Origin of the sequence: Nocardia sp. NPDC050408 (genome assembly GCF_044458905.1) — a bacterium.
Lineage (GTDB): Bacteria > Actinomycetota > Actinomycetes > Mycobacteriales > Mycobacteriaceae > Nocardia.
In genome coordinates, this window is the sequence record NZ_JBITIL010000038.1 from 1 (window position 1) to 25,610 (window position 25,610).

The following is a 25,610-nucleotide window of genomic DNA, read 5'->3' on the forward strand; positions in this document are numbered from 1 at the left end:
TCCGAGCCGTCGAGACTCGCGACTTCGTCGCATGCGCTTCGACGGCTCGGACGCGAGACGGGCCGCGAACGGGTCGCTCGTAAGACTCGCTCCGTTGTGGTTGGTGATGGCGGGGCCGTTCGGCACCCGGTGCGCGGGTGCTGGATGGTCGAGTCTCGAACTTCGTTGCCTGCGCTTCGGTGGCTCGGACGTGAGAGGGGCCGCGAACGGGTCGCTCGTAAGACTCGCTCCGTGGTGGTTGGTGATGGCGGGGCCGTTCGGCACCCGGTGCGCGCGTGCTGGAAGGCGAGGCTCGTGACTTCGTTGCCTGCGCTTCGATGGCTCGGACGTGAGAGGGGCCGCGAACGGGTCGCTCGTAAGACTCGCTTCGTTGTGGTTGGTGATGGCGGGGCCGTTCGGCACCGGGTGTGCGCGCGTGCTGGATGGGCGAGGCTCGTGACTTCGTTGCCTGCGCTTCGTTCGGCCCGGACGCGAGACGGGCCGCTAACGGTCGCTCGTAAGACTCGCTCCGTCGTGGTGGTGATGGCGGGGCCGTTCGGCATCCGGTGCGCGCGTGCTGGATGGTCGAGTCCCGCGCCTGCGGCGCATGCGCGGTGCGTCTGCTGGTTACAGTCCCTCGAATTGGATATTCGCGGCGGGGGTTCCGGTCTCGACGAGCCGATCCAGAGTCACGCGGACCATATTGGGTGACCCGCAGACCAGCACCTGGTGGCGGTCGAACGCACCGTGCGAACCGACGACATCGGCGAGCGTGCCGAAGAGCATATCGTCGAGTGGGAATCCGATATCCACGCGCGACTGCTCGTACCATTCGTCGACCCAGCCGGGATCCTCCGGGCTCTCGACCACGGGAATCACCGTGAGCCAAGGCAATTCGTTCGCCAGCAGGAACAGCATGTCATCGGCGTACAGGTCGCGCGGTGAGCGCCCACCAACGAACAGGTAGGTCGGCGGCGGATCTTCGTGCCGGGCGAGGTCGAGAATCTGAGAGCGCATCGGGGCCAGACCGGTACCGCCCGCGATCATCACCACCTCGTCGCCGTAGGGGTCTACGGCGAGAGTGCCGAGCGCAGCGCTGATCTGCCATTCATCGCCGGGGTGGGTGTCGGCGACAATACTGCCGCTGCACCAGCCGCCCGGCACTGTGCGCACATGGAATTCCAGCTTGCCGTCCAGTGACGGCGGCAGCGCGGGAGAGAGCCGACGGCGCATCCCGGGATGCTGCGGCACCCGGACCTCGACCGACTGTCCCGCGAGAAACGGGACGTACTCGCCGATCAGGCGGATAACCGCGATGTCGTGGCGCAGCCGGTGATGACCGACCACGGTCGACTTCCATTCGGGCGCCGCACCATTGCCGTGCGGGCTCGGATCAATTGTCATTGCTTCTCTCACACGGGATCTGAGCTGATAACCGACTCGGGGGTGCCCACCGCCATCAGGGCGCGGCGGGTGTCGGCGATCATGCGGGCCGAACCGGCGATCTGGATCTGCCGGTCGGACCATGAGCCGAAGCTGGCCACGACCGCGCCCAGATTTCCGATCAGGCGGCGGTGCATGCCGTACGGCTCGTCCTGCGGTGGATGCGTATACCACCACGGGTTGGTCTTCTGTTCGCAGACCGGGACCACGGTGAGCCACGGATTGCTCTGCGAGAGCTGCCACATATTCTCCACGTCGTACAGATCGCAGGGGTAGCGGCCGCCGATGAAGAAGTGCACGCGCGGATTGATGCCGCGCTGACCCATCTCGATCAACTGGGCGCGCAGCGGGGCGATGCCGGTGCCCGCGCCGATCAGCAGCACATCACGCCCGCTGTCGCGATCGATGTGCAGACCACCGAGCGGACCGGCGATCATCCACCGATCGCCCACCCTGGTCTCATTGACGATGGCCGGACTCACCCAACCGCCGCGGATCTTGCGGACGTGGAATTCGATCTCGCCGTAGGGATTCGCGGGAATCGCGGGCGAGAGATAACGCCACATCTTGGGGCGCTGCGGCAGCGAGACCGGCACGTACTGTCCGGCCTGATACGGAATCGGACTGTCGGACTGCAGCCGCACGATGGCCAGATCCTCGAGCACCCGGCGATGGCCGACCACGGTCGCATCCCAGTACGGCTGCGATTTATCGGAATTGGCGCCGATGGCCATGGATGCGGAGATGAGGATGGTGATATCGCGCCAGCCCTCCTCGAGCGCGCGATTCCACATCGGTCCATTGAAGACCCGGAATGCGGCGAGCAGCGCCCGCCCCGCGATGTCATAGTGCGCGGCGATGACACCGTATTTGCGGTGATCACGCGCCAACTGTTCCAGGAACTTCTGCGCCCGCCCCCAGTCCTCGAGATGGTCGAGCACGTAATGGATGGCGGTCACCACCCGCTTGGCCTGCATCTCCATCGCGGGCGGGAACAATTCCCGCAGCTGCGGCTTCTCCGCAAACAGGTGACCATAAAACGCACTGATCAACCGCTCGGGTCCGTTCGGCGACTCGATCACCGATCGGAAGTTGGCGCGGACCAGCGCTGCCGAACGCGCATCCACGACGTGGAGCTTCCTTTCCCTCAAAATCTGCCCAGGGACATGTCCGTAACCGGCGGTCCTCCACCGTCAAGTATCCCTGAAAATCACGTGGTCGTGTGGGTATGGCCGATCACGCCCGCGCCCACGGTAATCCGTGGGCAAATCTGGGCTGCTCTGGGCCGGACATGCAGGATATCGCGGCCTCGCTCGCTCCGGGTTACCGCCGGGTCAACTCGCGACGTTCGCGCGCACCGCGGGCGCGACCAATTCGGCGTAGCGATGCACTTGGTCGACGGGGTCGCCCTCGGTCGGCCAGAAGATGAAGCCGTCGATGCGCTGGTCACGATGTAAAGCGGACAGATCGTCCACCCAGCGCTCGGGCGGGCCCTCCAGGAAGCCGTAGTCGGTGCCGTCGCTGGTAATGGTGCCGGACAGGTTGTAGACCCGCCGGATGGCGCGCGGATCGCGCTGCGCCGCGGCGGCCGCATCGTCGATGCGTTTACCCGCCTCGGTCAGGAATTCGGGCGGGGCCCAGGCCGCCGAGGGCAGCCAGCCGTCGGCGCGCTGTCCGGTCAGAGCGAGCATGCGCGGACCCTTCGCGCCGAGCCAGATGCCAGGGTCGTGTTCCGGCTGCGGACCAGGATGGGCACCGGCGAGCAGATGGTAGGTCCCGGGCACCCGGACCGAACGTTCGTCGCTCCACATGGCCCGGATGACCGCAATGCCCTCGGCGAGTGCCCGCACCGATTCGCCCGGGCTCAGGTGGTAACCACCCATGGCGGCGATGGCGGCCCAGAACGCGCCCGCGCCGAGTCCGAGGTGGATCCGGCCGCCGGTCATGATGTCGAGGGAAGCAACGGATTTCGCGAGTACGGCGGGATTGCGCAGGGGCAGGTTGGCGACATCCGGGAAGAAGGTGAGTCGCTCGGTGCGCATGGCCAGGCCGGTGATCAGGGTCCAGGTGTCGAGGAAGCGTCGCTGGTAGGGATGGTCCTGGACGCCGATCAGGTCGAGTCCGGCGCTCTCCGCATAGGTCGTCAGCTCGGTGAGCTGCTGGTAGTTATCGGCCTCCGGAATCAGGAAGAGGCCGAATTCGGGTGGGCGTGATGGGCCCTTTTTTCGGGCACTCACTCAGATGGCCAGCACGGTTTTGCCCCGCGCACCTATCGCGCCGATGACCGAAGGGCCCTGGTTCAGTGGGACGGTCACGTCGATCGGCACGACGACATCTCCGGCGGCGACCCGATCGAGCAGGCGGGCCAATTCCGGTCCACGGCCGGAGGATTCGATATTGCCGCCCTTGATGCCGCGATCGCGCAGCGCGTCCGGATCGGCGGACCAGATGGTGGAGTAGACCGTGCCGCCGTCGCGGACCAACGTGGTCAGCTCGGCCAGCACCTCGGGCGGACTCACCAGATCGAACAGCGCATCGACGCCGTCGGGGTGTGCGGCGGCGACCTCTTCGACGACCCGACCACGGGTGTAATCGATGGTCTCGGCCGCGCCGAGCCTGGTCATCTGATCGGCGACCGCCCCACGCGCGGTCGCGATGACGTGCGCCCCGGCGATATTCGCCAACTGCACCAGGAACGAGCCGACGCCGCCGGTGGCGCCGACGATCAATACCGTCTGGTCCGGCTCGAGCTTGGTGGCATCCACGATGTCTTGCGCGGTTATGCCCGCGGTCGGCAGGGCCGCGGCCGCGATGGTGGGCACCTGGTCCGGGATCGGGACCAGGGTGGCGTCCTCGGGCAGGATCGAATACTCCGCGAAGCTGCCGTGGCCCGCGGGCGGGAACAGGAATTTGCCGACGACACGGTCACCGACGCCGAATTTGGTGACGCCGGGGCCGACCGAGGCCACCGTGCCGGCACCGTCGACGCCGAGGATCATCGGAAAATCGTGCGGCAGCTTGCCATCCAGAATGCCGCCGGCCATCTTCTGGTCGAATGGGTTCACCCCGGCGGCCTCGACCTGGATTCTGACCGCACCCGCGCCGGGTTCGGGGGTCGGCATTTCGGCCAGTTCGGGTGTTGCTCCGAAGCTTCGTACCACGATCGCGCGCATCCATCGCTCCTCGAGTCGGGCTGGATTGTGATGCATCAACCAACGGCCAAGGCCATCGTAGGCATCGCGGTGCCATAGACCCTGCGATTGATGCCATTCGGCAGTGTCGCGGCGTAGCGTTCAGCCGGAGTCTGTTCAGGTGCCCAAAAAATTAAAGTTGAGCGGAACAGACTCAACCTTTCCGACGTTGGATAGTGCGAATCGACTAGTAGGAAGGTGACTTGTGGACTCGTTCAATCCCACCACCAAGACCCAGGCGGCTCTGACCGCCGCCTTGCAGGCCGCCTCGGCCGCGGGCAATCCGGAGATTCGTCCGGCGCACTTGCTGGTGGCGTTGCTGGATCAAACCGATGGCATCGCCGCCCCCTTGCTCAAGGCCGTCGCGGTGGATCCGGCGACGATTCGACGCGAGGCACAGGACATCGTTGACAAGCTGCCACGCGCGACCGGTGCGACCACCACGCCCCAACTCGGCCGCGAAGCCCTGGCAGCGATCACCGCCGCCCAGCGCCTGGCCACCGAACTCGGCGACGAATACGTCTCCACCGAACACGTCATGGTCGGCCTGGCCGACGGCGATTCGGATGTCACCATGCTGCTGCAGAAGTACGGCGCGACCCCCGAGGCGCTGCGCGAGGCATTCACCGCCGTGCGCGGCAGTGCGCGCGTCACCAGTGCCGATCCGGAGGGCAGCTACCAAGCGCTGGAGAAGTATTCGACCGATCTCACCGCGGCCGCCCGCGCCGGCAAGCTCGACCCGGTCATCGGGCGCGATACCGAAATCCGCCGTGTCGTACAGGTTTTGAGCCGTCGTACCAAGAACAACCCGGTGCTGATCGGTGAGCCCGGGGTCGGCAAGACCGCGATCGTGGAGGGCCTGGCCCAGCGCATCGTGGCCGGTGACGTGCCGGAATCGTTGCGCGGCAAGTCCGTTGTCTCGCTCGACTTGGGCGCGATGGTGGCTGGTGCGAAGTACCGCGGTGAATTCGAGGAGCGGCTCAAGGCCGTACTCGAGGAGATCAAAACCAGTGCGGGACAGATCATCACATTCATCGATGAGCTGCACACCATCGTCGGCGCGGGCGCGACCGGTGAGTCGGCGATGGATGCGGGAAATATGATCAAGCCGATGCTCGCCCGCGGTGAGCTGCGGCTGGTCGGCGCCACCACGCTGGATGAGTACCGCCGGCACATCGAGAAGGACGCCGCCCTGGAGCGTCGCTTCCAGCAGGTGCTGGTCGGCGAGCCGTCGGTGGAAGACACCATCGGCATCCTGCGCGGCATCAAGGATCGCTACGAGGTGCACCACGGCGTGCGCATTACCGACTCCGCGCTGGTCGCCGCCGCCACGCTCAGCGACCGCTACATCACCTCCCGGTTCCTACCGGATAAGGCGATCGACTTGGTCGATGAGTCGGCCTCCCGGCTGCGCATGGAAATCGACTCGCGCCCAGTGGAAATCGACGAGGTCGAGCGCGCGGTGCGCAGGCTCGAGATCGAAGAGGTCGCACTGGAGAAGGAGACCGACGCGGCGTCCAAGCAGCGCCTGGACAAGTTGCGTCAGGAACTCGCCGATGACCGCGAAAAGCTCAACCAGCTGATGACCCGCTGGCAGAACGAGAAGAGCGCCATCGATCAGGTCCGCGTCCTCAAGGAGGAGTTGGAATCCCTGCGCGGTGAATCCGAGCGCGCCGAGCGCGACGGTGATCTGGGCAAGGCCGCCGAACTGCGCTACGGGCGTATCCCGGCGCTGGAGAAGCAGCTCGCCGAGGCCGAAAAGACTTCCGCCACAGCCGCTGACGGCGAAGTGATGCTCAAGGAGGAGGTCGGCCCCGACGATATCGCCGAGGTGGTCTCGTCCTGGACCGGTATTCCGGTCGGCCGGATGATGGAGGGCGAAACCCAGAAGCTGCTGCGGATGGAGCAGGAGCTGGGTAAGCGCGTGGTCGGTCAGACCGAGGCGGTGCAGGCGGTTTCGGATGCGGTGCGCCGGGCGCGCGCCGGAGTCGCGGATCCGAATCGGCCGACGGGTTCGTTCATGTTCGTCGGCCCGACCGGTGTCGGTAAGACCGAGCTGGCAAAGGCGTTGGCGGACTTCCTGTTCGACGACGAACGCGCCATGGTCCGCATCGATATGAGCGAGTACAGCGAGAAGCACTCTGTCGCCCGGCTGGTCGGCGCCCCGCCCGGCTATGTCGGATACGACCAGGGCGGTCAGCTGACCGAGGCGGTGCGGCGTCGGCCGTACACCGTGGTGCTCTTCGACGAGATCGAAAAGGCGCATCCGGATGTCTTCGACATCTTGCTCGCGGTACTCGACGAGGGTCGCCTGACCGATGGCCAGGGCCGCACGGTCGACTTCCGCAACACCATCCTCATCCTGACCTCGAATCTGGGTGCGGGTGGCGAGCGGGATTTCGTCATGAACGCGGTCCGCTCGGCCTTCAAACCAGAGTTCCTGAATCGCCTCGATGATGTGGTCATGTTCCATGCCCTCGACGAGGAGCAGCTGGAATCCATCGTCGATATCCAGCTCGACCAGCTGCAGAAGCGACTGTCGCAGCGCAGGCTGAAGCTGGACGTCGGCGATTCGGCCCGGTTCTGGCTCGCCGTGCGCGGCTACGACCCGCTGTACGGCGCCCGCCCGCTGCGCAGGCTGATCCAGCAGGCCATCGGCGACACCCTCGCCAAGGAACTGCTCGCCGGTGAGGTCACCGACGGCGACACCGTCGTGGTCAATGTGAGCCCGAACGGCGAGGGTCTCATCGTCGGCCGCGGCTGACAATGCGGCCCGGCTTGCGAGTAATCCGCAGTCGGGCCGCCTTGTTCGCCACAACGCCAGCGAGTCTTACGAGCGAACACGCCGTGCCGAAGGCACGGCAAAGTGCCACAGCCTACCCTGGAGGGCATGACCAATCCCAACGATCCCTGGGCTCAGCGACCGGAGGATGCGCCGACGGAACATTTCGGTCCGTCGGGTAAGTCGGGATTTCAGCCGTCCGCGCCTACGTCGGAATACCCCGAGGCCTATGGCCACGGCGATGCGACCTCGGTCTATCCGTCCACCGAACAATTCGAGCCGTGGGCGCCGCCACCGGTCAATGCCACCAAGGAGTTCCCCCCGTACGACAGCCAGGTCCAGTGGGGCCAGGAAAGTGGCGCGTGGCAGGAGCCGACCCAGGTCGGTGCGTACGGCCAGCCCGGCGCGCAGTATCCGCCCGGACCGCCCGGTGCGCCGCTACCCCCGGATCAGCAGCCACCGCGCAAGCGCAACACCGGCCTGTGGATCGCCCTTGGACTCGGGGTGCTCCTGCTGATCGGCGCGATCGGTGTGCTCGCCGGTGTGCTGCTCGGCGATAAGGACACCTCGTCGAGTTCGGCCGCGAGCACCTCGGCCTTCCCGACCGCGGGCCGATCCACCGGTACCGCGCCCTCGCGCGGTCCGTCATCCACCCAGGTTCTGCCGAGCATTCCGGGACTCGGCGGCATCGATAGCCTCGGCGCGACCATGGGCACCATCACCGCCAACGCCGGTGGCCAATTGACCCTCGACACCCTCGGCGGATCCGCCGTAACGGTGCGCACCACCGATAAGACCCAGGTGATCTCGTTGGCCGGGTCCAAGGTATCCGATCTTCCGGTCGGTGACATGGTCATGGTGCAGGGCGATAAGGCCGCGGATGGTTCGATCGACGCGAAGATCATCATCAGCACCGCACTGCCCGGCGGCACGCGGTGAAATATCAGCGGGCAGTGATGCGCAATAGCCCTGTCGGCTCTATAGGGTAGGCGACGATGACGGCAATGTGGTTCGGGTTGGCGGCGATCGCGCTCGTTGGTGCGATCGTGCTGCTGTATTTCGATCGGGTCCAGCGACAGCGGACCGGTCATGCGCGCCAGGTGTGGGCGAAGGCCCAGGGCTATACGTATGTGTCGGTGGAACCGGCGCTGGCCTCCACCTGGCGCCGCGGTGCGTTGGCCAAGCTCGGCTACCTGTCCGCGGTGGATGTGGTGTCCGGCATCCGCAAGGGCGAGAAATTCGTCCTCTTCGATCTGGAAGACGCCGCGACGCTGGTCGCCGTGCGCAGGCAGATCGGCTCCGATATCGATGTGGATATGCGGCTCAAGACCGCGTCCCCGCCCAAGGACGCCGATCTGGAACTGCTCGGCGCGATCGGTGACCGGGTGGTGTTCGCGACCAATCCGGAGATCGCCAGGCACGCCGTCGACCAGCGCATGGTCGCCTTCATCGAATCGCTGCCCGATACCGTGCAGATGCTATGGAGTGAGGGCAACTGGACCCTCGGCATGCTGAATGTCGGTACGGTGGCCAAGGATTGGGAGACCGCGATCGATGCGGTGCTTCGCCTGTCCGGTCTGCTGCATGTGCTGCCGCCGGTGAGCGATGCGCGCGGGGTGGATTCCGATGGTCACGATCCGGGACGGCCGCATCCGCGCAAGCGCGCGGGTGAGCGGGAAGAGGCGGAAAGTCCGGTGGCCGCGCGAGTCGCGTCGGCGGATCTGCGCAAGCGCGAGGACTTCGACGACGAGGAGTACGCCGAATCGTCTTATGACGAAGACGATTTCGACCGGCCGAAGTACCGCGAGTACTCCGACGACGACTATTACGATGAGGAACCGGCCGCCGAACCGCAGCCGCCGCGCCGCCCCAGTCTCGCCGTCGTCCCGGACTCCCGTTCAAGGGCCCGCGACGAGCGCTGGGCGGCGGAACCGGACGATGACTGGTCGCCGGAGGACCGCCCGGCCCAGCGCAAACCCGCCGAGTCCGAGCCGGATGAAGACGGATGGCCCGCGGGCGAGCACACGCCGGAACAGCCCGGCGGTCCGTTCCACCCGGGATTCCGCCCGTATCAGGGACCCGTACCGCAGTGAGCGGGCATAGCGCCCCTATGACCTGGATTGTGCGATGAATGCAGGATCGCGGAGCGATTCGATGAGGGATGGTGGCCGGGAGACGGGTGGGGCAGACAGTCCCACGCGCTTGCCCGGGGCCATCCGCCCCGTCGCATTGATCACTGGACCCACCTCCGGCATCGGGCACGGATTCGCCGTGCGCTTGGCCGCACTCGGCTACGACCTGGTGCTCGTCGCCCGTGACAAGGACCGGCTGGATGGCCTTGCCGCGGAATTGGAGCGGAAATTCGCGACCCGCTCGGAGGTGCTCGTCGCCGATCTGGCCGATTCCGAAGATCGGGATCGGGCACTGGCCCGCGCCGCCGACGGCGTCGAATTCCTGGTCAACAATGCCGGATTCGGCCAGTCGGGGGAGTTCTGGACGCAGCCGCCCGCTGCGATCCAGGCCCAGCTCGACGTCAATGTCACGGCGGTGGTGCAGCTCACCAGGGCCGCGCTGCCATCGATGATCGCGGCCGCGAAGGGTTCGATCGTGAATGTGGCCAGCGTCGCGGGTCTGATCCCCGGACGGGGCTCGACCTATTCGGCCTCCAAGGCCTACGTCGTATCCTTCACCGAAGGGCTGGCGGGTGGACTGGCCGGCACCGGAGTCCGGGTCCAGGCCCTGTGCCCCGGATTCGTGCATACCGAATTCCACGAGCGGGCCGGCATCGAGATGTCCTCGCTGCCGAAACAGCTGTGGCTGAGCGTCGACCAGGTGGTCGCCGGTTCGCTACGTGATCTCGAGAAGGACCGGGTGCTCAGCGTGCCCGGTGTGCAGTACAAAGTGCTCACCACCGCCGCCGGGATGATCCCGCGAGCCCTGGCGGCCCGACTGAATCGCGGCATATTCAACGCACGCGGAAGGACTTGACAGACATGATCGACCAGGCGAACAAGGCCGCCGTTTCGACGGACGACCGCGACAGATTGGCCGCACTCGTGCGCGAGCTCGCCGTCGTGCACGGCCGGGTCACACTGTCCTCGGGCAAAGAGGCCGACTACTACGTCGACCTGCGCCGCGCCACGCTGCACCACGGTGCCGGACCACTGATCGGCAAGCTACTGCGCGAACTCGTGGCGGACTGGGATTTCGAGGCCGTCGGAGGGCTCACCATGGGTGCGGATCCGGTCGCGCTGGCCGTCATGCACGCGCCCGGCCGACCGATTGATGCCTTCGTGGTGCGTAAAGCCGCCAAGACCCACGGCATGCAGCGCCAGATCGAGGGCCCGGACATCGTCGGCAAGCGGGTGCTCGTCGTCGAGGACACCACTACCACCGGAAATTCGCCGCTGACCGCCGTGCGCGCCCTGCGCGAGGCCGGCGCGACCGTCGTCGGCGTCGCGACCGTCGTCGACCGGGAGACCGGCGCCGATCAGGTGATCGCCGCCGAGGGCCTGGAGTACCGGTCCATCCTCGGATTGAAGGATCTCGCCCTCGGCTAAGCTGCAAATGCGCCTCCCGGATCGCAGTCGCCGGTGGTCGGAGCTTTGATTCGCTCTGAAACGCCGACAGCGGTGCGACCCGATAGGGGGACGCATCCGCCGAGTGCAGCGAGGCGGTCGAGACAGTGAAGGGTCGTGTGAGTTACCTGTGGTGAGCATTGCAGTCAATAAGAGCCGTGCGAATGTCGCGATGCTCGGCATCGGTGCTTACCGTCCGAAACGCCTGGTCAGCAATGAAGAGGTGTGCGAGGTTCTCGATTCGACCCCGGAGTGGATCTACGAGCGCACCGGTGTGCGCAACCGTCGGTGGATCAGCGGAGACGAAACGCTGCAGTCGATTTCGGCGGCCGCCGGTGAGCGGGCGATCGTCAACAGCGGCATCGATCGGTCCAAGATCGGCGCGCTGATCCTGGCCACCTCGAGCTGGCTGACCCTCACCCCGCACGGCGCCCCCAAGGTCGCCAACGACCTGGGGATGAACGGGATCGCGGCCTTCGATCTGACCTCCGGTTGCGGCGGATTCGGCTACGGCCTCGGCGTCGCCGCCGACCTGATCCGGTCCGGGTCGGCCGAATATGTGCTGCTCATCGGTGCCGAGACGATGACGGTCGGACTCGATCCGACCGATCGCGGCACCGCGATGATCTTCGGCGACGGCGCTGGTGCGGTGGTGGTCGGCCCGAGCGAGGAGAACGGCATCTCCCCGACGGTGTGGGGTAGCGACGGCGAGAATGCCTCGGCGATCGAGCAGGACGTCAACTTCCTCGAATACATGGAGAAAGCGCAGCGGCTGCAGGGCACCGACCCGGCCGTAGAGCCCGTCGGCCGGATGTCGCTGCGGATGGAGGGGCCGCGGGTATTCCGTTGGGCGGCGGTCACTTTGCCGCGCGCGCTGGCCTCGGCGCTCGAGGTCTCCGGTGTCTCCAAGGACGATATCGAGGTCTTCATTCCGCATCAGGCCAATGCGCGCATCAACGAGTTGATGAAGAAGAACCTCGGGCTGGCCGATGACATCCCGGTGGCCAATGACATCGAGAACACCGGCAATACCTCCGCCGCATCCATCCCGTTGGCGATGGAGGAGATGTTGGTGACCGGCAAGGCCAAGGGCGGACAGGTGGCCTTGCTGCTCGGCTTCGGTGCGGGCCTGAGCTACGCGGGTCAGGTCGTCACGCTGCCACCCGCACCGAAAGAGCCGAGCTTCGGTGTCTGATTTGCGGCATTCATGGGGCGCTTTGTCTGATTTGCGGCGCTCCTGGTGGCCCATGTGGTTACGCTCCGCTGCCGCCTCCGGGCACTCCGCTCGCGCCGCAGTGTGGTTACCCACCTCGGGCACGCCGTGGGTCGTGCGTCCATTCCGTGCCGGATTCCTGGTGGCTGCGGCGGCGACCGTGTACGGCGTGGTTACCGGCCGCGACAAGGTGCAATGGGTTACGAAGCCGCTGCTGATGCCGCTGTTGGCGGCGGATGCGGCGGCCGATCGGGCGTTGGATCCGGTCGATCGGACGGTGCTGCTCGGCTGCCTCGGTGCCGCGACCATCGGTGATGTGCTGCTGATCGAGCCGGACAGTGATCGGCGGCTGATCGCGGGAGCGTCCTCGTTCGCGGTGATGCAGACCGGATATTCGGTGCTGTGGTGGCGCCGCGGCGGGCGTGCGCGTCCAGAGATCGCGGTTCCACGGCTGCTGGCCTGGCTCGGTGCTGCGGCGTTGATGCGGGCCAAGGCGCCGACAGTCGCGGCTGCGCTGACGGCCTACGGTGCGACGCTGGGCAGTGCGGCGGTGCTCGCCTCCGATCCCGGATTGGCTCCGGACGCGAAAAATATTGCCGGACTGAATATTCCGAATGCCGATCCGCGTAGTCGGCTCGGCCTCGGTGCGTTGCTGTTCACCGTTTCCGATGGGCTGATCGTGCTGCGGCGGCTGTTCGCGCGCGGTGAGCGTTCCCGGCGGGTCACAGAGGGCGTCATCCTGGCTACCTACGCGGCCGCGCAATATCTGCTCGCGGACCCGCAAGCGCACTCGCGGGACTGACCTCGCGCCCGCCGATGCGGCGAAATGCGGGATCCGCCCGCCGTTGATCGAAAGCTATTGCCCCAGAACGAGAATGATCCGATCCCGATTCTGCGGATCGACTCGGATGGAGATTGTCTCGCCGACCGCGAGCCGCGGCTTATCGGCCGGGGTGACATCGAAAACGATGGTGCCACGGTAACTTTCGGATCCCGGCACAACGAGCTCCAGATCGAATTCGGTCAACTCGGTGTGATGATCAGTGCGCTGCAGCGTATGCGCACCCTCGATGGTCGCCCACCCCTCCAGCCCGTGCCGCCACAACTGCCGATCCGCGCGCGATGGCCGAACGGCCAACAGCATCCCGACGCCCACGCATGATCCGAACAGACCGACCAGCGCGACGATCTGGAACGGCTCGGTCCCCGGCGGCGTATGCGGTAGTAGCCAGCCCAGCCAGAATGCGAGCACGATGAAATACCCGGCGGTCACCCCGAGCACTGTGCGGAGAACGCGTGCGTGATCCATGCCAGCCTCCACCCGACTGCCTGCACCATCCAGAATAGGACCGCCCATCCCACCGTGAACGCCCCTTGACCACAACCGTGACCTGCCCGTCTCCACCGCACCCCCGCCGTTCATCCGGCAAGATGGGCAACCGCATGGTGCGCGAGCCCGTTAATGCTTCTCGGTTGGTTCGGTCTCCACGCGTGGACTTGCGCGCAGCTCTGCCGTCCGACCGTACGGGTTGTGCCGGATACCGCGAACTGCGGTTGATCACTTGTCTGGCAAGGCATTTGATCATCGGATGGAACTGCTGCTTACAGCAGGGGACTCCGATGCCTACAGTCCGGCGGCGCTGACCTGGTAGGCCGCCTCCATCAGCAGCCAGCCCGACAGTTGCACCGACATATCGCGTTCGGGCACCCGCGACGAGGTGACCGAACCGCCCTCGGTGAAATGTCCGGCACCGGACCGGCCGCCGGGTAACTGGGCGGGTTTGCTCCAGTCGTGCCCGAACAGCGGCTCGCCCTCGACCTCGAGCCGGTTCGCCCAGGCCGCCGCGGCGCTGGCACGCACGATAGCGGCCGCGGTTTGCCGGTCGGCCGCCTGATCGCGCTCATCACCGGGCAGCATCAGTGCGACCACAGCGAGATAGCGGGCCAGAATGCCGTTGAACAGGCCGCCGTCTCCGCCACCGCCACCATTGATCACCCCATTGGTGGTCATCTGCTCCTCGACCGCGGTGAGCAGCCGGTGCACCCGTTCGCTGTGGCGCGGCTCGCCGGTGTGCACCGCGAGTTCCGCTTCCAGACCGAGCACCACGCCCTGGCAGTAGGTGAAGGTCGGGCGCTCGATCTCGCCGGAGGGCAAATGGATGCCGTCCAGGATCAGGCCGGATTCCTTGTCGCACAACGTCGCATCGATCCAGTCCGCCATTTCCTGCGCGCGCAGGTGGCGGCCGAGACGCAGTAGCGCGATGGCGACCGGTCCGTTGGCGGGGGCATTGAAATAGTCCGAGTTGATCCGCCACGGCACACCGCCGCCACGCGCCGGATCCCAAGCGCCGTACAGCTCCTTCTCGAGTGCGATCAGACCGCCGCGCGCCTCGGTGATCCCCTGGGTTCGCTCGGCACGCTCCAAAGCGATTGTCAGCCAGGCCATATCGTCGTAGTAGTTATTGGTCCACCCGGTGATATTGCGCAGCCGATGCGCCCGCGCGATGGCGGCGATGCGCTTGCGGCGCGTCGGCGTCGGCACCCGGTTGGCGGCATCGACCGCGCAGTCCATCAGATGCGCCTGCCACCAGTAGTGCCAGGAGGCGAAGCCCCGCTCACGACGGGTCGCCGGCCAACCGACGACACCCAATTCGGTACCCGGCACGCCCCATAGCGCGCGTAGGTGCCGAGAGACGATCGCGGATTCGGCCATATCCGCGCGCTCGGACCACAGCGCGGGCGTGGGTGCAGCATCGCGCCCGATATCCGGGCTCCGCGAGGTCATGGGTCAATGGTGCCAGCTTCGAGCCGATTAATACCGATCTTTTCGTTACCATGCTGACGTCAAATCGGCATGTTGCCGAATCCATGCGTGCATCGCGATGCCGGCCGCGACTCCGGCATTGATACTGCGGGTAGAACCGAACTGCGCGATCGAAACCGTCAACGCGGCCGCACCCTTGGCATGTTCTGTCACACCGGGACCTTCCTGCCCGAACAGCAGCAGGCAGCGGCGCGGCAACTCGACGGTTTCCAGCGGAACCGAGCCCGGCACATTGTCCACGGCGACCACGGTCAGATTCTCCCGCTCGGCGAAGGCGAGTAGCTCGCCGATATCGGAGTGATGTTCGATGTGCTGGTAGCGGTCGGTGACCATGGCGCCGCGGCGATTCCAGCGCCGTCGGCCGACAATGTGCACGGCGGCCGCGGCGAAGGCATTCGCGGTACGCACCACGGTGCCGATATTCGCGTCGTGGCCGAAGTTCTCGATGGCCACATGGAACGGATGCCTGCGACGGTCGATATCGGCGATGATCGCCTCGCGCTTCCAGTAGCGGTAGGCATCGACGACGTTGCGGCGGTCACCACCGACAAGCAGCTCCGGATCGTAGTGGGGATCCTCCGGCGGGGCTTCCCCGTGCTCCTGCGTCCATGGTCCGACACCGTGCGGATGCTCGCCCCATTCGGTGGGTCCTGGCTGCTCGGCCGTATCCGGCGCGGGGTGGTTCACTCCGACGATGCTAATTCCGGCCGCCCGCGGCATGCGCGATGGGCCCGGAGGCGGTAGCGCAGCGTAACCATGGACGACCCCGCGAATACCGCAGATCGAACCCCACCACCTTCGGGTGGCCGGATTCAGTAGGTCGAGGACGAGGAGCCGAGAACGCCTACAGCGGCGAGTACCACCATGAGGATGAGGAACACAATGGTCAGGATCAGCAATATCGAGGCGATTATGCCGCAGATATATCCGGCCTGGACGCTGCCACGACCACCGATGGCACCGCCGGACGCGTCGATCTCGTTGAGTGCCTTCTTCCCCATCACCCATGCGACCGGGCCCAGGAACTGACACATCAGCAGGCCGAGAATGCCGAGGATCATGATCGTGATGGCCTGCGGATGATCCTGCGGCGGGCCATAGGCCGGGTAGCCGTACGGCGAACCGTACTGCGGTGGCGGCGGATAGTTCATGCACAGGATGCTAGTTGGTGGTGTAGCTGGCCACACCTAGGATTCGGCGGGCAGCTCGATCGAATGCTGCCGTGCCCGCGACAACCATGGAGTCCATGACCGAGACACAAACCCTCGTGCTCGACGCGCCTACCGGCAAGGCCGGTCCGGACGCGCGAGAGGTGCTGCGCGCGATCCTGCGCGCGCCGATCCAGGCTCGGACCTGGAAGCAACTCGTCTATGTATTCACGGTTTTCGCGATCGGTATGCTCGCCGTCTGCTATCTGTTCTTCGGTTTCGGCGGCGGCCTATACGCCTCGATCGTCCTCATCGGCATTCCGATTCTGGCGCTGGTGATTCTGGGCGCGCGACTGTGGGCGAAGGTGTATCGCGCGCTGGCCAGGGATCTGCTGGATACGCCGGTGGACGCGCCGCCGCCGTATGTTTCGCGGCCGGGCTTTTTCGGATTCCTGAAGAGCGCGTTCACCGATCGTGCGAGCTGGCGAGCCATTGTGTTCCTGTTCGCGCAGGCCGTACTCGGTGTGGTCGGCGGCTATCTGGTGCTGGTCGTGGTGGCCGTGACGGTATTCGTCGCGCTCTCGCCCATCCCGTGGGTGCTGTTCAACCCCACGAATATCGACGACAACGGCGTCGCACACCATTCGCTGGCCCAGTTCGGATCCGTCTATATCGACACTTGGCCAAGGGTTTTGCTGATGTCCGCTGTCGGCATTATCTGCTGTTTCGCACTGCCGTGGCTGCTGCGCGCGGTGTGCTGGGTGCACGGGCTGCTCACCATCGCATTGCTGTCGGCAACGGCGCGGGACCGGCAGTTGGTCGAATTGCGCGCGAGTCGGCGTGCGGCGGTCGAGGATTCGGCGGCGACACTGCGGCGAGTTGAGCGGGATCTGCACGATGGCACACAGGCGCGGCTGGTCACCATCGCTATGGCCTTGGGCCGGGCCGAGGAGCGGATATCCCTCGGCGGCGACGCGCGCGATCTGATCGCCGACGCGCACGCAAATGCCAAGGAGGCGCTGACCGAATTGCGCGAGCTGGTGCGCGGAATCCATCCGCCCGCACTCGAATTAGGGCTCGCACCAGCACTGGAGACGCTGGCTTCACGGTGTGCCGTTCCGGTGGAGCTGCGAGTCCATCTGCCGCAGCGGCCGAATCCGGCCATCGAGGCGATCGCCTACTTCTCGGTCGCCGAACTGCTCACCAATGTGGTCAAACATGCGAATGCCACGAGTGCGTGGGTGTCGGTCGTGCCGACCGATGCGCACACTATCGCGGTCTCGGTGCGCGACAATGGAATCGGCGGCGCGCTGCAGCCGATCGAGGGGGAACATGTTGCGGGCAGCGGACTTTCCGGACTGGCGGCACGGGCGCGTGCGGTGGACGGCACGCTGACTGTGCAGAGTCCGACCGGCGGGCCGACCGTGGTGACCATCCTGCTGCCGACGGCCGGGCCGCGATGAGTACGCCGTTGCGGGTGGTGATCGCCGAGGACAATGCGATCCTGCGCGACGGGCTTGCCGGACTGCTGGCCGAGCGCGGCCACGAGGTCGTCGCCATTGTCGGCGATGCCACCACCTTGAGCGATGTGGTCGGCACCTACAACCCCGACGTGGCTGTGGTGGACGTGCGGATGCCGCCGACCTTCACCGACGAGGGGCTGCTCGCGGCGATCGAGTTGCGACGCAAGTACCCGCTCACAGGCGTGCTGGTGTTCTCGCAGTGGATCGAAACCCGCTATGCCACCGAACTTCTCGCCGGTGGCGCGAGCGGCGTCGGCTATCTACTCAAGGATCGGGTGGCCGACGTCCGCGACTTCGTCGATGCCCTGGACCGCGTAGCCACCGGCGGCACCGCACTCGACCCGGAGGTGGTGAGTCAATTGATGGGTGCGTCACGCCAACAGGATTCACTCGCCCGGCTCACACCCCGCGAGCGCGAGGTCCTCGAACTGATGGCACAGGGACTGTCGAACAATGCGATCGCGACCGCACTCACGGTCACCGAGCGCGCGGTCGAAAAGCACATCGGCAATATCTTCACCAAACTGGATCTGCCACCCTCCGACACCCACCACCGCCGAGTCCTCGCGGTCCTGCGCTTGAAGGGCTGAACCGGCACGCGAACGGTTGCGCCGGTCAGAGGTGTCAGAGCGAGGCTGTTTTCGTGTCGTCGCCAGCGGTTTCGAAATCGAAATCCTCGGCGGGTTTGGCGATCTCCTGGCGGTAATGACGGATGCCGACGGCGGTTCCGATGATCAGACCGACTACCAGAGTGCCGATGACTCCTGGCATCAGCCACGGCACTCGGTCCAGGAAACTGCCCGCGTAGTAGCCGATGAGCAGCAGCACCGGCGCCCAGATAACGGCGCCGATCGTGCTGGCCACGGTGTACTTGCGGTGATCCATCCGCGCCGCGCCCGCGACCATCGGGCACAGCGTGCGCACCCAGGGGATCCAGCGCGAAATGAGCACCGCGAGGAAACCGTGCCGCTGCAGCAATTCGGTCACCCGCTGCAGATTGCGGGTGTTGATGTAGCGGCCGTTCTTTCTGGCCACCAGATGATGGCCGGTGCGATGCCCGATGACGTAGCCGACCTGGTTGCCCGCGATGGCCGCGATCATCGTGCCGATGGACAACGCCCAGACATGGGCCTCTCCCGCGGCGTTGGAGGCCATCACGATGCCCGCGGTGATCAGCATCGAGTCGCCAGGCAGGAACAACCCGATGATCAACGCGCATTCGAGGAAGACGAAGGTCAGCACCACCGTCCAGACGAGCGCGGGCCCCGCCGAGGTCAGCGGATCGAAACTGCCCACTGCTAGGGGCAACTGCGCCGTGGACACCGGCTCAGTGGGTCTGCTCGTTCGTCGAGGCAGTCAGCGCGGCGTCGTGCTGAGCGGCCTCGTCAGTGCCTGATTCGCGGCGCTCCCGGCGCCCTCCGTGGTCATGCTCCGCTGCCTCCGGGCGCGCCGCCGCACCGCGGTTGAGCACCTTCTTGGCCACCGCGATGATGCCGGGCAGGATCGAGATCAGGACGATGAGCAGGAAGATCGGCTCGATGTTCTTGCGAATGAATTCGATATTGCCGAGGAAGTAGCCGAGCACCGTGACACCGCCGCCCCACAGGACAGCGCCGACGATGTCGAAGGTGACGAACTTGCGGTAATCCATTTTGGACACACCGGCCAGTACCGGCATGAACGTGCGCACGATCGGCACGAATCGGGCCAGGATGATCGTCTTCGGCCCGTACTTTTCGAAGAAGGCATGCGTCTGGGTGACGTAATGCTTCTTGAACAACCGGGTGTCTTCCTTGTGGAACAGCGCGGGCCCGATCGCCCGGCCGATCCAATAGGCGCATTGGTCACCAGCGAAGGCGGTCACCATGACGGCGGGCAAAAGCAGCCAGATCGATACCGGCGGATGCTCCGTCGCGGACAGCAGGCCGCCGGTGAACAGCAGCGAATCGCCCGGGAGGATCGGGAAGAGCAGCCCGGTCTCGATGAAGACGATCACCAGGATCGCCGGGAGTACCGCGTTCTTGAGCCACGTCTCCGTGAGCAGGTGCATCGGGTCCAGCAACTGGGTCAAAGCGACGTTGCTCGTCACCGATTCTGTCGCTGCCAGCAGAATCACGCGGCCTCCTGTCCCGGGTACGGCTGGCCTACATTGCTTGCCACCGCATCGGAAGCTGCCAGCGCAATTACGCGGCCAACAGTACCTGTGTTTGATTTGCCGCGCCTGCGGCACGGCGTGTTCGCGGCCACCAAGGCTCGCGTCCGAGCGGTCGAGACTCGCGACTTCGTCGCATGCGCTTCGACCACTCGGACGTGAGCCGGCCGCGAACGTCGCTCGTAAGACTCGCTCCGTGCGTGGGCAGGTCGGGAACGGGCCATGCGACTTAGTGGCTGGCCGTCAAACACGGCAAAAAGGCGCTGGCCTAGTCTGTGGACTGACAGAATTGTCTTTTGCCGCACAACACGGAGGTCTTCACAGTGCCCATCGCGACTCCGGAGGTCTACGCCGAGATGCTCGGTCGGGCCAAAGCGAACTCCTTTGCCTTCCCGGCCATCAACTGCACCTCCTCGGAAACCGTCAATGCGGCCATCAAGGGCTTCGCCGACGCGGGCAGCGATGGCATCATCCAGTTCTCCACCGGCGGCGCGGAGTTCGGTTCGGGCCAGGGTGTGAAGGATATGGTCGTCGGCGCGGTCGCACTGGCCGAATTCGCGCATGTGGTCGCCGCGCGCTACGACGTGACCATCGCGCTGCACACCGACCACTGCCCCAAAGACAAGCTGGACACTTTCGTGCGCCCGCTGATCGCCATTTCTCAGGAGCGGGTGAACGCGGGCAAGAACCCGCTGTTCCAGTCACATATGTGGGACGGCTCCGCGATCCCGATCGACGAGAACCTGGAGATCGCCAAGGAGCTGCTCAAGGCGACCAACGCCGCGAACATCATCCTCGAGGTGGAGATCGGCGTCGTCGGCGGTGAAGAGGACGGTGTCGAGGCCGAGATCAACGAGAAGCTCTACACCTCTCCCGAGGACTTCCAGAAGACCATCGACGCGCTCGGTTCGGGCGAGAACGGCAAGTACCTGCTCGCCGCGACCTTCGGCAACGTGCACGGTGTGTACAAGCCGGGCAATGTGGTGCTCAAGCCCGAGGTGTTGGCCGAGGGGCAGCGCGTCGCCGCGGCCAAGCTCGGTCTGGCGGGGGACGCGCAGCCGTTCGATTTCGTCTTCCACGGCGGTTCCGGCTCGCTGAAGTCGGAGATCGAGGATTCGCTGCGCTTCGGTGTGGTGAAGATGAACGTCGACACCGACACCCAGTACGCGTTCACCCGGCCGGTCGCCGCGCACATGTTCACCAACTACGACGGTGTGCTCAAGATCGACGGCGAGGTCGGCAACAAGAAGAGCTACGATCCGCGCGGCTACCTCAAGAAGGCCGAATCGGCCATGGCAGCGCGTGTCGTCGAGGCGTGCAATGATCTGAAGTCTGCGGGTCGCTCGATCAGCGCCTGACCCTATTTACCCTTCGGGGGGCTTTTAGTACATGAGTCTGGATGTACGTGTGCTCGGGCCCGTGCGACTGCTGGTCGGTGGTGAACCGGTCGCGGTCGGCGGGCCCAAGCCGCGAGCCTTGCTCGCCGCGCTGACCGTCAATCGACGGCGCGCGGTGGCCTCGGCTGCGCTGGCCGAGATGGTCTGGAACGAGGATCCCCCCGATTCCTATGCCGCCAGCCTGCAGGTATTCGTCTCGAATATCCGTAAGGCACTGCGTAATTCGGGTGTCGATCCGGCCATGGTGCTGCGCACCGAATCTTCCGGCTATCGGCTCGAGATCGCCGAGGACGCTTGCGATCTCGGCCGCTTCGAGGCGGCCAGGGATGCGGGCGCGCGTGCCGCCGAGGTCGGCGACCACGTCGGCGCGTCGCAGCTGTTCGGAAATGCGTTGCGCGAGTGGAGCGGTCGGGCACTGGCTGATCTGGCCGGATTGCAGTTCGCGGACGGTTTCGCCACCGCGATGGACGAGGAGCGGCTGCAGGCCGCCTCGGCTCGCATCGATGCCGAAATCGCCTGTGGGCGCGCTTCATCGGTGATCGGTGAGTTGGTCTCGATGACCAATGAACATCCGCTGCGCGAACCGCTGTGGGGTCAGCTGGTCACCGCGCTGTACCTATCCGGCCGACAGGCCGATGCGCTGGACGCGTGCCGTCGGGTGCGCACGGTGCTCGCGGACGAACTCGGAATCGATCCGGGTCCGGTCCTGGTCGATCTCGAACAGCGGGTGCTGCGGCAGGAACCGTTGAGCACGATGGAGCTCAAGCGCACCGAGCGGCTGGCCGCGGCGATGACCGAGACCGTCACCGAGATGCCGCGCGCGGTCCGCAGCGGTCAGCTGCGCATGCCGGACGGCCGGGTCACGGCAATCGCGCAGGGCGGCATGCGAATCGGCCGGATGACCGATAACGATCTGATCCTCGACGATCCGAAGGCCAGTCGCTACCACGCGCATATCATGCCGAGCCGGGCCGGACTGCTGATCAAGGATCTGCATTCGGCCAATGGTGTGTACGTCAACGACGAGGCGATCGATAGTGGTGCGCTGCTAGCCGACGGCGACAATATTCGTATCGGCGCAACGGTTCTGGTATTCCAGGCCGTCCAGTAAGCGCTCAGTCGCAGGCGATGCCGTCCCCATCCGGATCAAGATACGGGTTATAGCCGGGCTGACCACGATAGAGCGGCAGTTTCCCCTCGGCCCGAACCTGATCGCAATCGGTGTAATACCTCGGCGACTCCTCCTTCGACTCCTCCGGCGGCGGCACATTCGACCCCTTCGGTCCCGGCCGATAGCTCGGCACCGGAAGCGAACTATCGGGCCCGGCCACGAATTGGGCCGTGGACGAATCGGCGGCGGCGATCGGCAACGCGATCCCGAGGCCGCCGATCATCAGACATGCGGCGCCGAGCGCGGGTACAGCGCGGCGATAGATCAGTGAAGCTTTCACATCTCCATCCTGCTCCGCTTTGCACGCCGGCGGCAGTGCGGTTTTTGAACCACCGGAGGCCCTTTGCTCCTCCGGTGGACGGCTACTCACCCCGACACGAGTTGTCGTGCCGTGGACGGTAGCAGGGCGGCGGGCCGCGGTCCCGGAAATGAAGCAGGAGTTTCCTGTTAATTCTGGATATCCGTGCGGCACATGGACGATTCGGTAAGTCTGACGAGGCACAGGGGGCGAACCGGGTAGGGTCGGGCGCTGGTCGCGCGGCATCATGCGGTGCGTCGATGCGGCGTGGACGGGTTTCCGTTTCGCGCGAGATATCAAGGGGATGCGGATGACTCGGCGGTGGGTGGTGGTGTTCGGTGCGGTCGTGTGTGCGGCCGGGGTGATGTGTGCGGCGCGACCCGCCGGTGCCGCGCCGGCCGGACCGGTGGCCGGTCCGTGTGTCACGGATCCGCCTGCGACGCATGTGGGCCTGGTGCCCAAGACGCTCGAAGTGCCGATTCCGTATCCGGTGATCACCGTGCTGCCGCCGTCTTCGGCCGAACCCGCGCCGGTTCGCACGGAGCTGGAGTTGCCGTCGGATCCCTGTGTGAATCCGTGCCCGGATCTCACCGATGCACAGGCACCGCCACCGAGTCCGGCGAGCCAACTCGGCATTCCGGAAATTCTGTTGAGCCCCAAGCCTTTCCACTTCGCGATTCCGGGACCGGGACCGGATGCCGGTCAGGTGCCGCCGCCTCCGCCGCGCGTCGATCCGTCGATCGAACCCGCCCCGTTGTCGGCGGTGCGGCCGACGCCCCGGATCAGCACGGTCACCGAGGTGGCCAAGCAGACCGGCGCGAATTCGGTCAATCGCACCGATAAGCGCTGGCAGGTGGATGGCACCGATCTCGGCATCATGTGGGAGAGCGCGCCGGGCGAGATCGCGACCGCCTTCGGCGACACCGTCGGACGCGGCTTCCATCCACCTGGTGGGATGGGATTGGATTGGCGCAGCAATGTGCTCGCATTCAGCACCGATCGCGATCTCACCGACGGCATGACCTACGACCGGATGGTGACCGACGACCGCTGCCACGCGGCCGAGGTGCTCGCCAGCCGCAAACTCGACAATGTCGAGGTCACCACCATTCCGACCTCCGGATTCGCACTCGGTGCGCGGCAGTACCTGAGCTATATGTCGATTCGCACCTGGAACAGCATTCCGGGAACGTTCTTCACCAATTACGGCGGCATCGCCTATTCCGATGATCACGGTCAGACCTGGACCAAAGACCCCTACGCGCGCTGGGACAATATCTTCGGACTAGCGAATTTCCAAGTGAGCGCGATGGTTCCGCAGGGCGATTACGTCTACATGTTCGGCACGCCGAATACCCGGCTCGGCTCGGTGGGACTGGCGCGAGTGCCGAAGGATCAGCTCCTCAATACCACCGCCTATCAGTACTGGAGCGACGGAAACTGGACTCCGGTAGGCGGATTCGGCTCCGCGAGCCCGATCGTCGACGCGCCCGTAGGTGAGTTGTCGGTGCGCTTCGACACCTCCCGAAACGTCTGGCAGATGAGCTATTTGGATACCGCGAAAGTGGCACTGGTGGTCCGCGAAGCGGATTCACCGCAGGGGGTGTGGTCCGATGGCGCGCCGACGGTGACAGCGCGCGAATATCCCGAGCTGTACGGCGGATTCATCCACCCCTGGTCCTCGGGTTCGGACCTGTACTTCAATATTTCGACCTGGAGCGACTACAACGTCTATCTCGTGCACGCGACCATCGAATGAGGTTGCATCGCTAGGCGAAGCGAACCTCGGCGATGGCCCGGCCGAAGAGTTTGCGGCCCTCCGAACTACCCGCGAGCACGATGGTGGCGGTCCGTCGGCGCGGATCGAGCGATTTGATCCGCCCGCTGAATTCGACGGAACTCGGCGCCTCGGCGCTCACCGGAACGAATCCGGAGAACCGCACGCTGAACTTCTCGATGGCCGTCGGATCACCGAGCCAAGAGGTCAGGTAATCACCCGCCAGGCTCATGGTCAGCATGCCGTGTGCCACCACGGTCGGCAGTCCGGCCAACTGGGCCGCGCGCTCGCTGAAGTGAATCGGGTTGGGATCGCCCGAAACCCCCGCATAGTTGGCCAGATCACCGCGCGTCACCTGTGCGGTCTCGGGCGGGAGTTGATCGCCGACGGCTAGTCGGTCGAACTCCGGGAGGGAGCGCACCGAAGCGCTGCGCACTGCGGGCTGCCCGGGGGCGGGAGCATCCGCGGACAACGCGACCAGCGGATCCGGCCTAGTGATGTCACCGATGGTGACCGGGCGCGCGTGCATCATGATGTTCTCGACGGCGGCCGCGATATTCGGATCCACCTCGACACCGCGGCGCGCCACGATGGTGGTCGAACCCGATTGCACGATCTCGCCGTGCTGATTGGTCAGCGAGAACGTCACCAGGATGAAGTCGTTATCGCCGAACTGGCGGATCGAGTCGATCACGATCTCGGTGCTGAGCTGGTCGCCCGCCAGGATCGGGCGGGTGAGCTCGAAGACCTGGTCGGTCTGCAGAATCTGGGACAGGTCGTATTCGGTGAGTACCGTATCCAGCAGGACCCTGGTCGCATTGATGCCGATGACCGAGGCGAAGGTCGGCGGCGCAATGATGCCGTCGTAACCGAGCTCGAGCGCATCGGGTTCGGAGTAATGCGCACCGTGGCGACTCTGCGTCGCGCGGGCGAACTCACGGATTTTTTCCCGGCCGACCGAATAGTGTTCGCGCACCCGGAACCGGCGTCCCGCCGCCGTGGCTGTCTGTTCGACCGCTTCGATTTCCGGCTTTTCGATTGTCTGCTCCCTGACCATGATCCGGGCCATGCTACTGGCGAACCGGTCTGATGACCAGGTGAGTGTGACGTTCGCTACCGGTTAGAGGGCTTACC

The 25,610-nt window shown here is 65.7% G+C and carries 24 protein-coding genes; 12 read left to right on the plus strand and 12 right to left on the minus strand.

Annotation, left to right across the window (positions count from 1 at the left end; translation table 11 throughout):
- Positions 1–606 precede the first annotated feature (606 nt).
- The 4 genes from ACIBJI_RS41485 to ACIBJI_RS41500 all read right to left on the minus strand — a co-directional run bounded on the left by ACIBJI_RS41485 (position 607) and on the right by ACIBJI_RS41500 (position 4,595).
- Positions 607–1,383: an FAD-binding oxidoreductase gene (locus ACIBJI_RS41485; RefSeq protein ID WP_397088664.1), complete on the minus strand. Its 777-nt coding sequence runs from the start codon at positions 1,381–1,383 to the stop codon at positions 607–609.
- An 8-nt stretch (positions 1,384–1,391) separates the two neighbouring features.
- The gene (locus ACIBJI_RS41490) at positions 1,392–2,549 is read right to left on the minus strand and encodes an FAD-binding oxidoreductase (protein WP_364358829.1); all 1,158 of its coding nucleotides are present in this window, start codon (positions 2,547–2,549) and stop codon (positions 1,392–1,394) included.
- A 207-nt stretch (positions 2,550–2,756) separates the two neighbouring features.
- Complete coding sequence (locus tag ACIBJI_RS41495) at positions 2,757–3,659, minus strand: LLM class flavin-dependent oxidoreductase (protein WP_397088666.1); 903 nt, start codon at positions 3,657–3,659, stop codon at positions 2,757–2,759.
- On the minus strand, positions 3,660–4,595 hold the full coding sequence (locus tag ACIBJI_RS41500) for an NADP-dependent oxidoreductase (RefSeq protein ID WP_364358835.1): 936 nt from the start codon (positions 4,593–4,595) through the stop codon (positions 3,660–3,662).
- Between the two features lie 223 nt (positions 4,596–4,818).
- On the opposite strand from ACIBJI_RS41500, the gene clpB reads away from it, so the two are divergent.
- The 7 genes from clpB to ACIBJI_RS41535 all read left to right on the plus strand — a co-directional run bounded on the left by clpB (position 4,819) and on the right by ACIBJI_RS41535 (position 12,988).
- On the plus strand, positions 4,819–7,377 hold the full coding sequence (clpB, locus tag ACIBJI_RS41505; protein WP_364358838.1) for an ATP-dependent chaperone ClpB: 2,559 nt from the start codon (positions 4,819–4,821) through the stop codon (positions 7,375–7,377).
- 126 nt (positions 7,378–7,503) lie between these two features.
- A complete protein-coding gene (locus ACIBJI_RS41510; protein WP_396960489.1) occupies positions 7,504–8,334 on the plus strand; it encodes a DUF5666 domain-containing protein in 831 nt (276 codons plus the stop codon).
- Between the two features lie 56 nt (positions 8,335–8,390).
- Positions 8,391–9,488, plus strand: coding sequence for a hypothetical protein (locus ACIBJI_RS41515; RefSeq protein WP_397088668.1), 1,098 nt, complete (start codon positions 8,391–8,393; stop codon positions 9,486–9,488).
- A 61-nt stretch (positions 9,489–9,549) separates the two neighbouring features.
- Positions 9,550–10,383, plus strand: coding sequence for an SDR family NAD(P)-dependent oxidoreductase (locus tag ACIBJI_RS41520; protein ID WP_397088670.1), 834 nt, complete (start codon positions 9,550–9,552; stop codon positions 10,381–10,383).
- A gap of 5 nt (positions 10,384–10,388) precedes the next feature.
- On the plus strand, positions 10,389–10,955 hold the full coding sequence (gene pyrE, locus ACIBJI_RS41525) for an orotate phosphoribosyltransferase (protein WP_364358850.1): 567 nt from the start codon (positions 10,389–10,391) through the stop codon (positions 10,953–10,955).
- 148 nt (positions 10,956–11,103) lie between these two features.
- On the plus strand, positions 11,104–12,168 hold the full coding sequence (locus tag ACIBJI_RS41530) for a beta-ketoacyl-ACP synthase 3 (RefSeq protein WP_364358853.1): 1,065 nt from the start codon (positions 11,104–11,106) through the stop codon (positions 12,166–12,168).
- A 133-nt stretch (positions 12,169–12,301) separates the two neighbouring features.
- A complete protein-coding gene (locus ACIBJI_RS41535; protein ID WP_397088680.1) occupies positions 12,302–12,988 on the plus strand; it encodes a lysoplasmalogenase in 687 nt (228 codons plus the stop codon).
- A gap of 54 nt (positions 12,989–13,042) precedes the next feature.
- Here the strand turns inward: ACIBJI_RS41535 and ACIBJI_RS41540 are convergent, their stop codons facing one another.
- From ACIBJI_RS41540 to ACIBJI_RS41555, 4 genes are all read right to left on the minus strand, one after another.
- The gene (locus ACIBJI_RS41540) at positions 13,043–13,495 is read right to left on the minus strand and encodes a DUF3592 domain-containing protein (protein WP_364358859.1); all 453 of its coding nucleotides are present in this window, start codon (positions 13,493–13,495) and stop codon (positions 13,043–13,045) included.
- A gap of 315 nt (positions 13,496–13,810) precedes the next feature.
- Positions 13,811–14,899, minus strand: coding sequence for a glycoside hydrolase family 76 protein (locus ACIBJI_RS41545; RefSeq protein ID WP_364358901.1), 1,089 nt, complete (start codon positions 14,897–14,899; stop codon positions 13,811–13,813).
- Between the two features lie 117 nt (positions 14,900–15,016).
- Positions 15,017–15,730, minus strand: coding sequence for a TrmH family RNA methyltransferase (locus tag ACIBJI_RS41550; RefSeq protein ID WP_364358862.1), 714 nt, complete (start codon positions 15,728–15,730; stop codon positions 15,017–15,019).
- Positions 15,731–15,822: 92 nt separating this feature from the next.
- Positions 15,823–16,161 carry a DUF4190 domain-containing protein gene (locus ACIBJI_RS41555; protein WP_364358865.1) on the minus strand — a complete coding sequence of 113 codons (339 nt, stop codon included), beginning with the start codon at positions 16,159–16,161 and terminating at the stop codon, positions 15,823–15,825.
- Positions 16,162–16,256: 95 nt separating this feature from the next.
- Here ACIBJI_RS41555 and ACIBJI_RS41560 point away from each other — a divergent pair, with 95 nt between their 5' ends.
- Together ACIBJI_RS41560 and ACIBJI_RS41565 are read left to right on the plus strand one after the other, a co-directional pair.
- Positions 16,257–17,621 carry a sensor domain-containing protein gene (locus ACIBJI_RS41560; RefSeq protein ID WP_364358868.1) on the plus strand — a complete coding sequence of 455 codons (1,365 nt, stop codon included), beginning with the start codon at positions 16,257–16,259 and terminating at the stop codon, positions 17,619–17,621.
- Positions 17,618–18,271, plus strand: a complete 654-nt coding sequence (locus ACIBJI_RS41565; protein WP_364358871.1) for a response regulator transcription factor — start codon at positions 17,618–17,620, stop codon at positions 18,269–18,271. The genes ACIBJI_RS41560 and ACIBJI_RS41565 overlap by 4 nt, the downstream gene beginning before the upstream one ends.
- A 34-nt stretch (positions 18,272–18,305) precedes the next feature.
- On the opposite strand, the gene ACIBJI_RS41570 is transcribed toward ACIBJI_RS41565, so the two are convergent.
- On the minus strand, positions 18,306–18,989 hold the full coding sequence (locus tag ACIBJI_RS41570; RefSeq protein WP_364358904.1) for a DedA family protein: 684 nt from the start codon (positions 18,987–18,989) through the stop codon (positions 18,306–18,308).
- A 19-nt stretch (positions 18,990–19,008) separates the two neighbouring features.
- Positions 19,009–19,731 carry a VTT domain-containing protein gene (locus tag ACIBJI_RS41575; RefSeq protein WP_364358907.1) on the minus strand — a complete coding sequence of 241 codons (723 nt, stop codon included), beginning with the start codon at positions 19,729–19,731 and terminating at the stop codon, positions 19,009–19,011.
- A 425-nt stretch (positions 19,732–20,156) separates the two neighbouring features.
- Between ACIBJI_RS41575 and fbaA the strand changes: the two genes are divergently transcribed.
- Positions 20,157–21,191 carry a class II fructose-bisphosphate aldolase gene (gene fbaA / locus ACIBJI_RS41580; protein ID WP_364358910.1) on the plus strand — a complete coding sequence of 345 codons (1,035 nt, stop codon included), beginning with the start codon at positions 20,157–20,159 and terminating at the stop codon, positions 21,189–21,191.
- 31 nt (positions 21,192–21,222) lie between these two features.
- Complete coding sequence (locus ACIBJI_RS41585) at positions 21,223–22,341, plus strand: BTAD domain-containing putative transcriptional regulator (RefSeq protein ID WP_397088672.1); 1,119 nt, start codon at positions 21,223–21,225, stop codon at positions 22,339–22,341.
- A gap of 4 nt (positions 22,342–22,345) precedes the next feature.
- On the opposite strand, the gene ACIBJI_RS41590 is transcribed toward ACIBJI_RS41585, so the two are convergent.
- Positions 22,346–22,681, minus strand: coding sequence for an excalibur calcium-binding domain-containing protein (locus ACIBJI_RS41590; protein ID WP_364358877.1), 336 nt, complete (start codon positions 22,679–22,681; stop codon positions 22,346–22,348).
- Positions 22,682–23,009: 328 nt separating this feature from the next.
- Between ACIBJI_RS41590 and ACIBJI_RS41595 the strand changes: the two genes are divergently transcribed.
- Positions 23,010–24,458 (plus strand): DUF4185 domain-containing protein, encoded by a 1,449-nt coding sequence (locus ACIBJI_RS41595; RefSeq protein WP_364358880.1) that lies wholly within the window; start codon positions 23,010–23,012, stop codon positions 24,456–24,458.
- A 10-nt stretch (positions 24,459–24,468) separates the two neighbouring features.
- On the opposite strand, the gene ACIBJI_RS41600 is transcribed toward ACIBJI_RS41595, so the two are convergent.
- Positions 24,469–25,533, minus strand: a complete 1,065-nt coding sequence (locus ACIBJI_RS41600) for a fused (3R)-hydroxyacyl-ACP dehydratase subunits HadA/HadB (RefSeq protein WP_364358883.1) — start codon at positions 25,531–25,533, stop codon at positions 24,469–24,471.
- Positions 25,534–25,610: the final 77 nt, after the last annotated feature.

Bases quoted from the DNA above. Each gene is read 5' to 3' on its own strand.
- ACIBJI_RS41575 (WP_364358907.1), bottom strand. From the start codon at position 19,731: ATGCACCTGCTCACGGAGACGTGGCTCAAGAACGCGGTACTCCCGGCG.
- ACIBJI_RS41560 (WP_364358868.1), top strand. From the start codon at position 16,257: ATGACCGAGACACAAACCCTCGTGCTCGACGCGCCTACCGGCAAGGCC.
- ACIBJI_RS41550 (WP_364358862.1), bottom strand. From the start codon at position 15,730: ATGCCGCGGGCGGCCGGAATTAGCATCGTCGGAGTGAACCACCCCGCG.
- ACIBJI_RS41545 (WP_364358901.1), bottom strand. From the start codon at position 14,899: ATGGCCGAATCCGCGATCGTCTCTCGGCACCTACGCGCGCTATGGGGC.
- ACIBJI_RS41485 (WP_397088664.1), bottom strand. From the start codon at position 1,383: ATGACAATTGATCCGAGCCCGCACGGCAATGGTGCGGCGCCCGAATGG.
- ACIBJI_RS41540 (WP_364358859.1), bottom strand. From the start codon at position 13,495: ATGGATCACGCACGCGTTCTCCGCACAGTGCTCGGGGTGACCGCCGGG.
- ACIBJI_RS41585 (WP_397088672.1), top strand. From the start codon at position 21,223: ATGAGTCTGGATGTACGTGTGCTCGGGCCCGTGCGACTGCTGGTCGGT.
- ACIBJI_RS41510 (WP_396960489.1), top strand. From the start codon at position 7,504: ATGACCAATCCCAACGATCCCTGGGCTCAGCGACCGGAGGATGCGCCG.
- ACIBJI_RS41565 (WP_364358871.1), top strand. From the start codon at position 17,618: ATGAGTACGCCGTTGCGGGTGGTGATCGCCGAGGACAATGCGATCCTG.
- ACIBJI_RS41600 (WP_364358883.1), bottom strand. From the start codon at position 25,533: ATGGTCAGGGAGCAGACAATCGAAAAGCCGGAAATCGAAGCGGTCGAA.
- ACIBJI_RS41555 (WP_364358865.1), bottom strand. From the start codon at position 16,161: ATGAACTATCCGCCGCCACCGCAGTACGGTTCGCCGTACGGCTACCCG.
- ACIBJI_RS41520 (WP_397088670.1), top strand. From the start codon at position 9,550: ATGAGGGATGGTGGCCGGGAGACGGGTGGGGCAGACAGTCCCACGCGC.
- ACIBJI_RS41595 (WP_364358880.1), top strand. From the start codon at position 23,010: ATGACTCGGCGGTGGGTGGTGGTGTTCGGTGCGGTCGTGTGTGCGGCC.
- pyrE (WP_364358850.1), top strand. From the start codon at position 10,389: ATGATCGACCAGGCGAACAAGGCCGCCGTTTCGACGGACGACCGCGAC.
- ACIBJI_RS41500 (WP_364358835.1), bottom strand. From the start codon at position 4,595: ATGCGCGCGATCGTGGTACGAAGCTTCGGAGCAACACCCGAACTGGCC.
- ACIBJI_RS41515 (WP_397088668.1), top strand. From the start codon at position 8,391: ATGACGGCAATGTGGTTCGGGTTGGCGGCGATCGCGCTCGTTGGTGCG.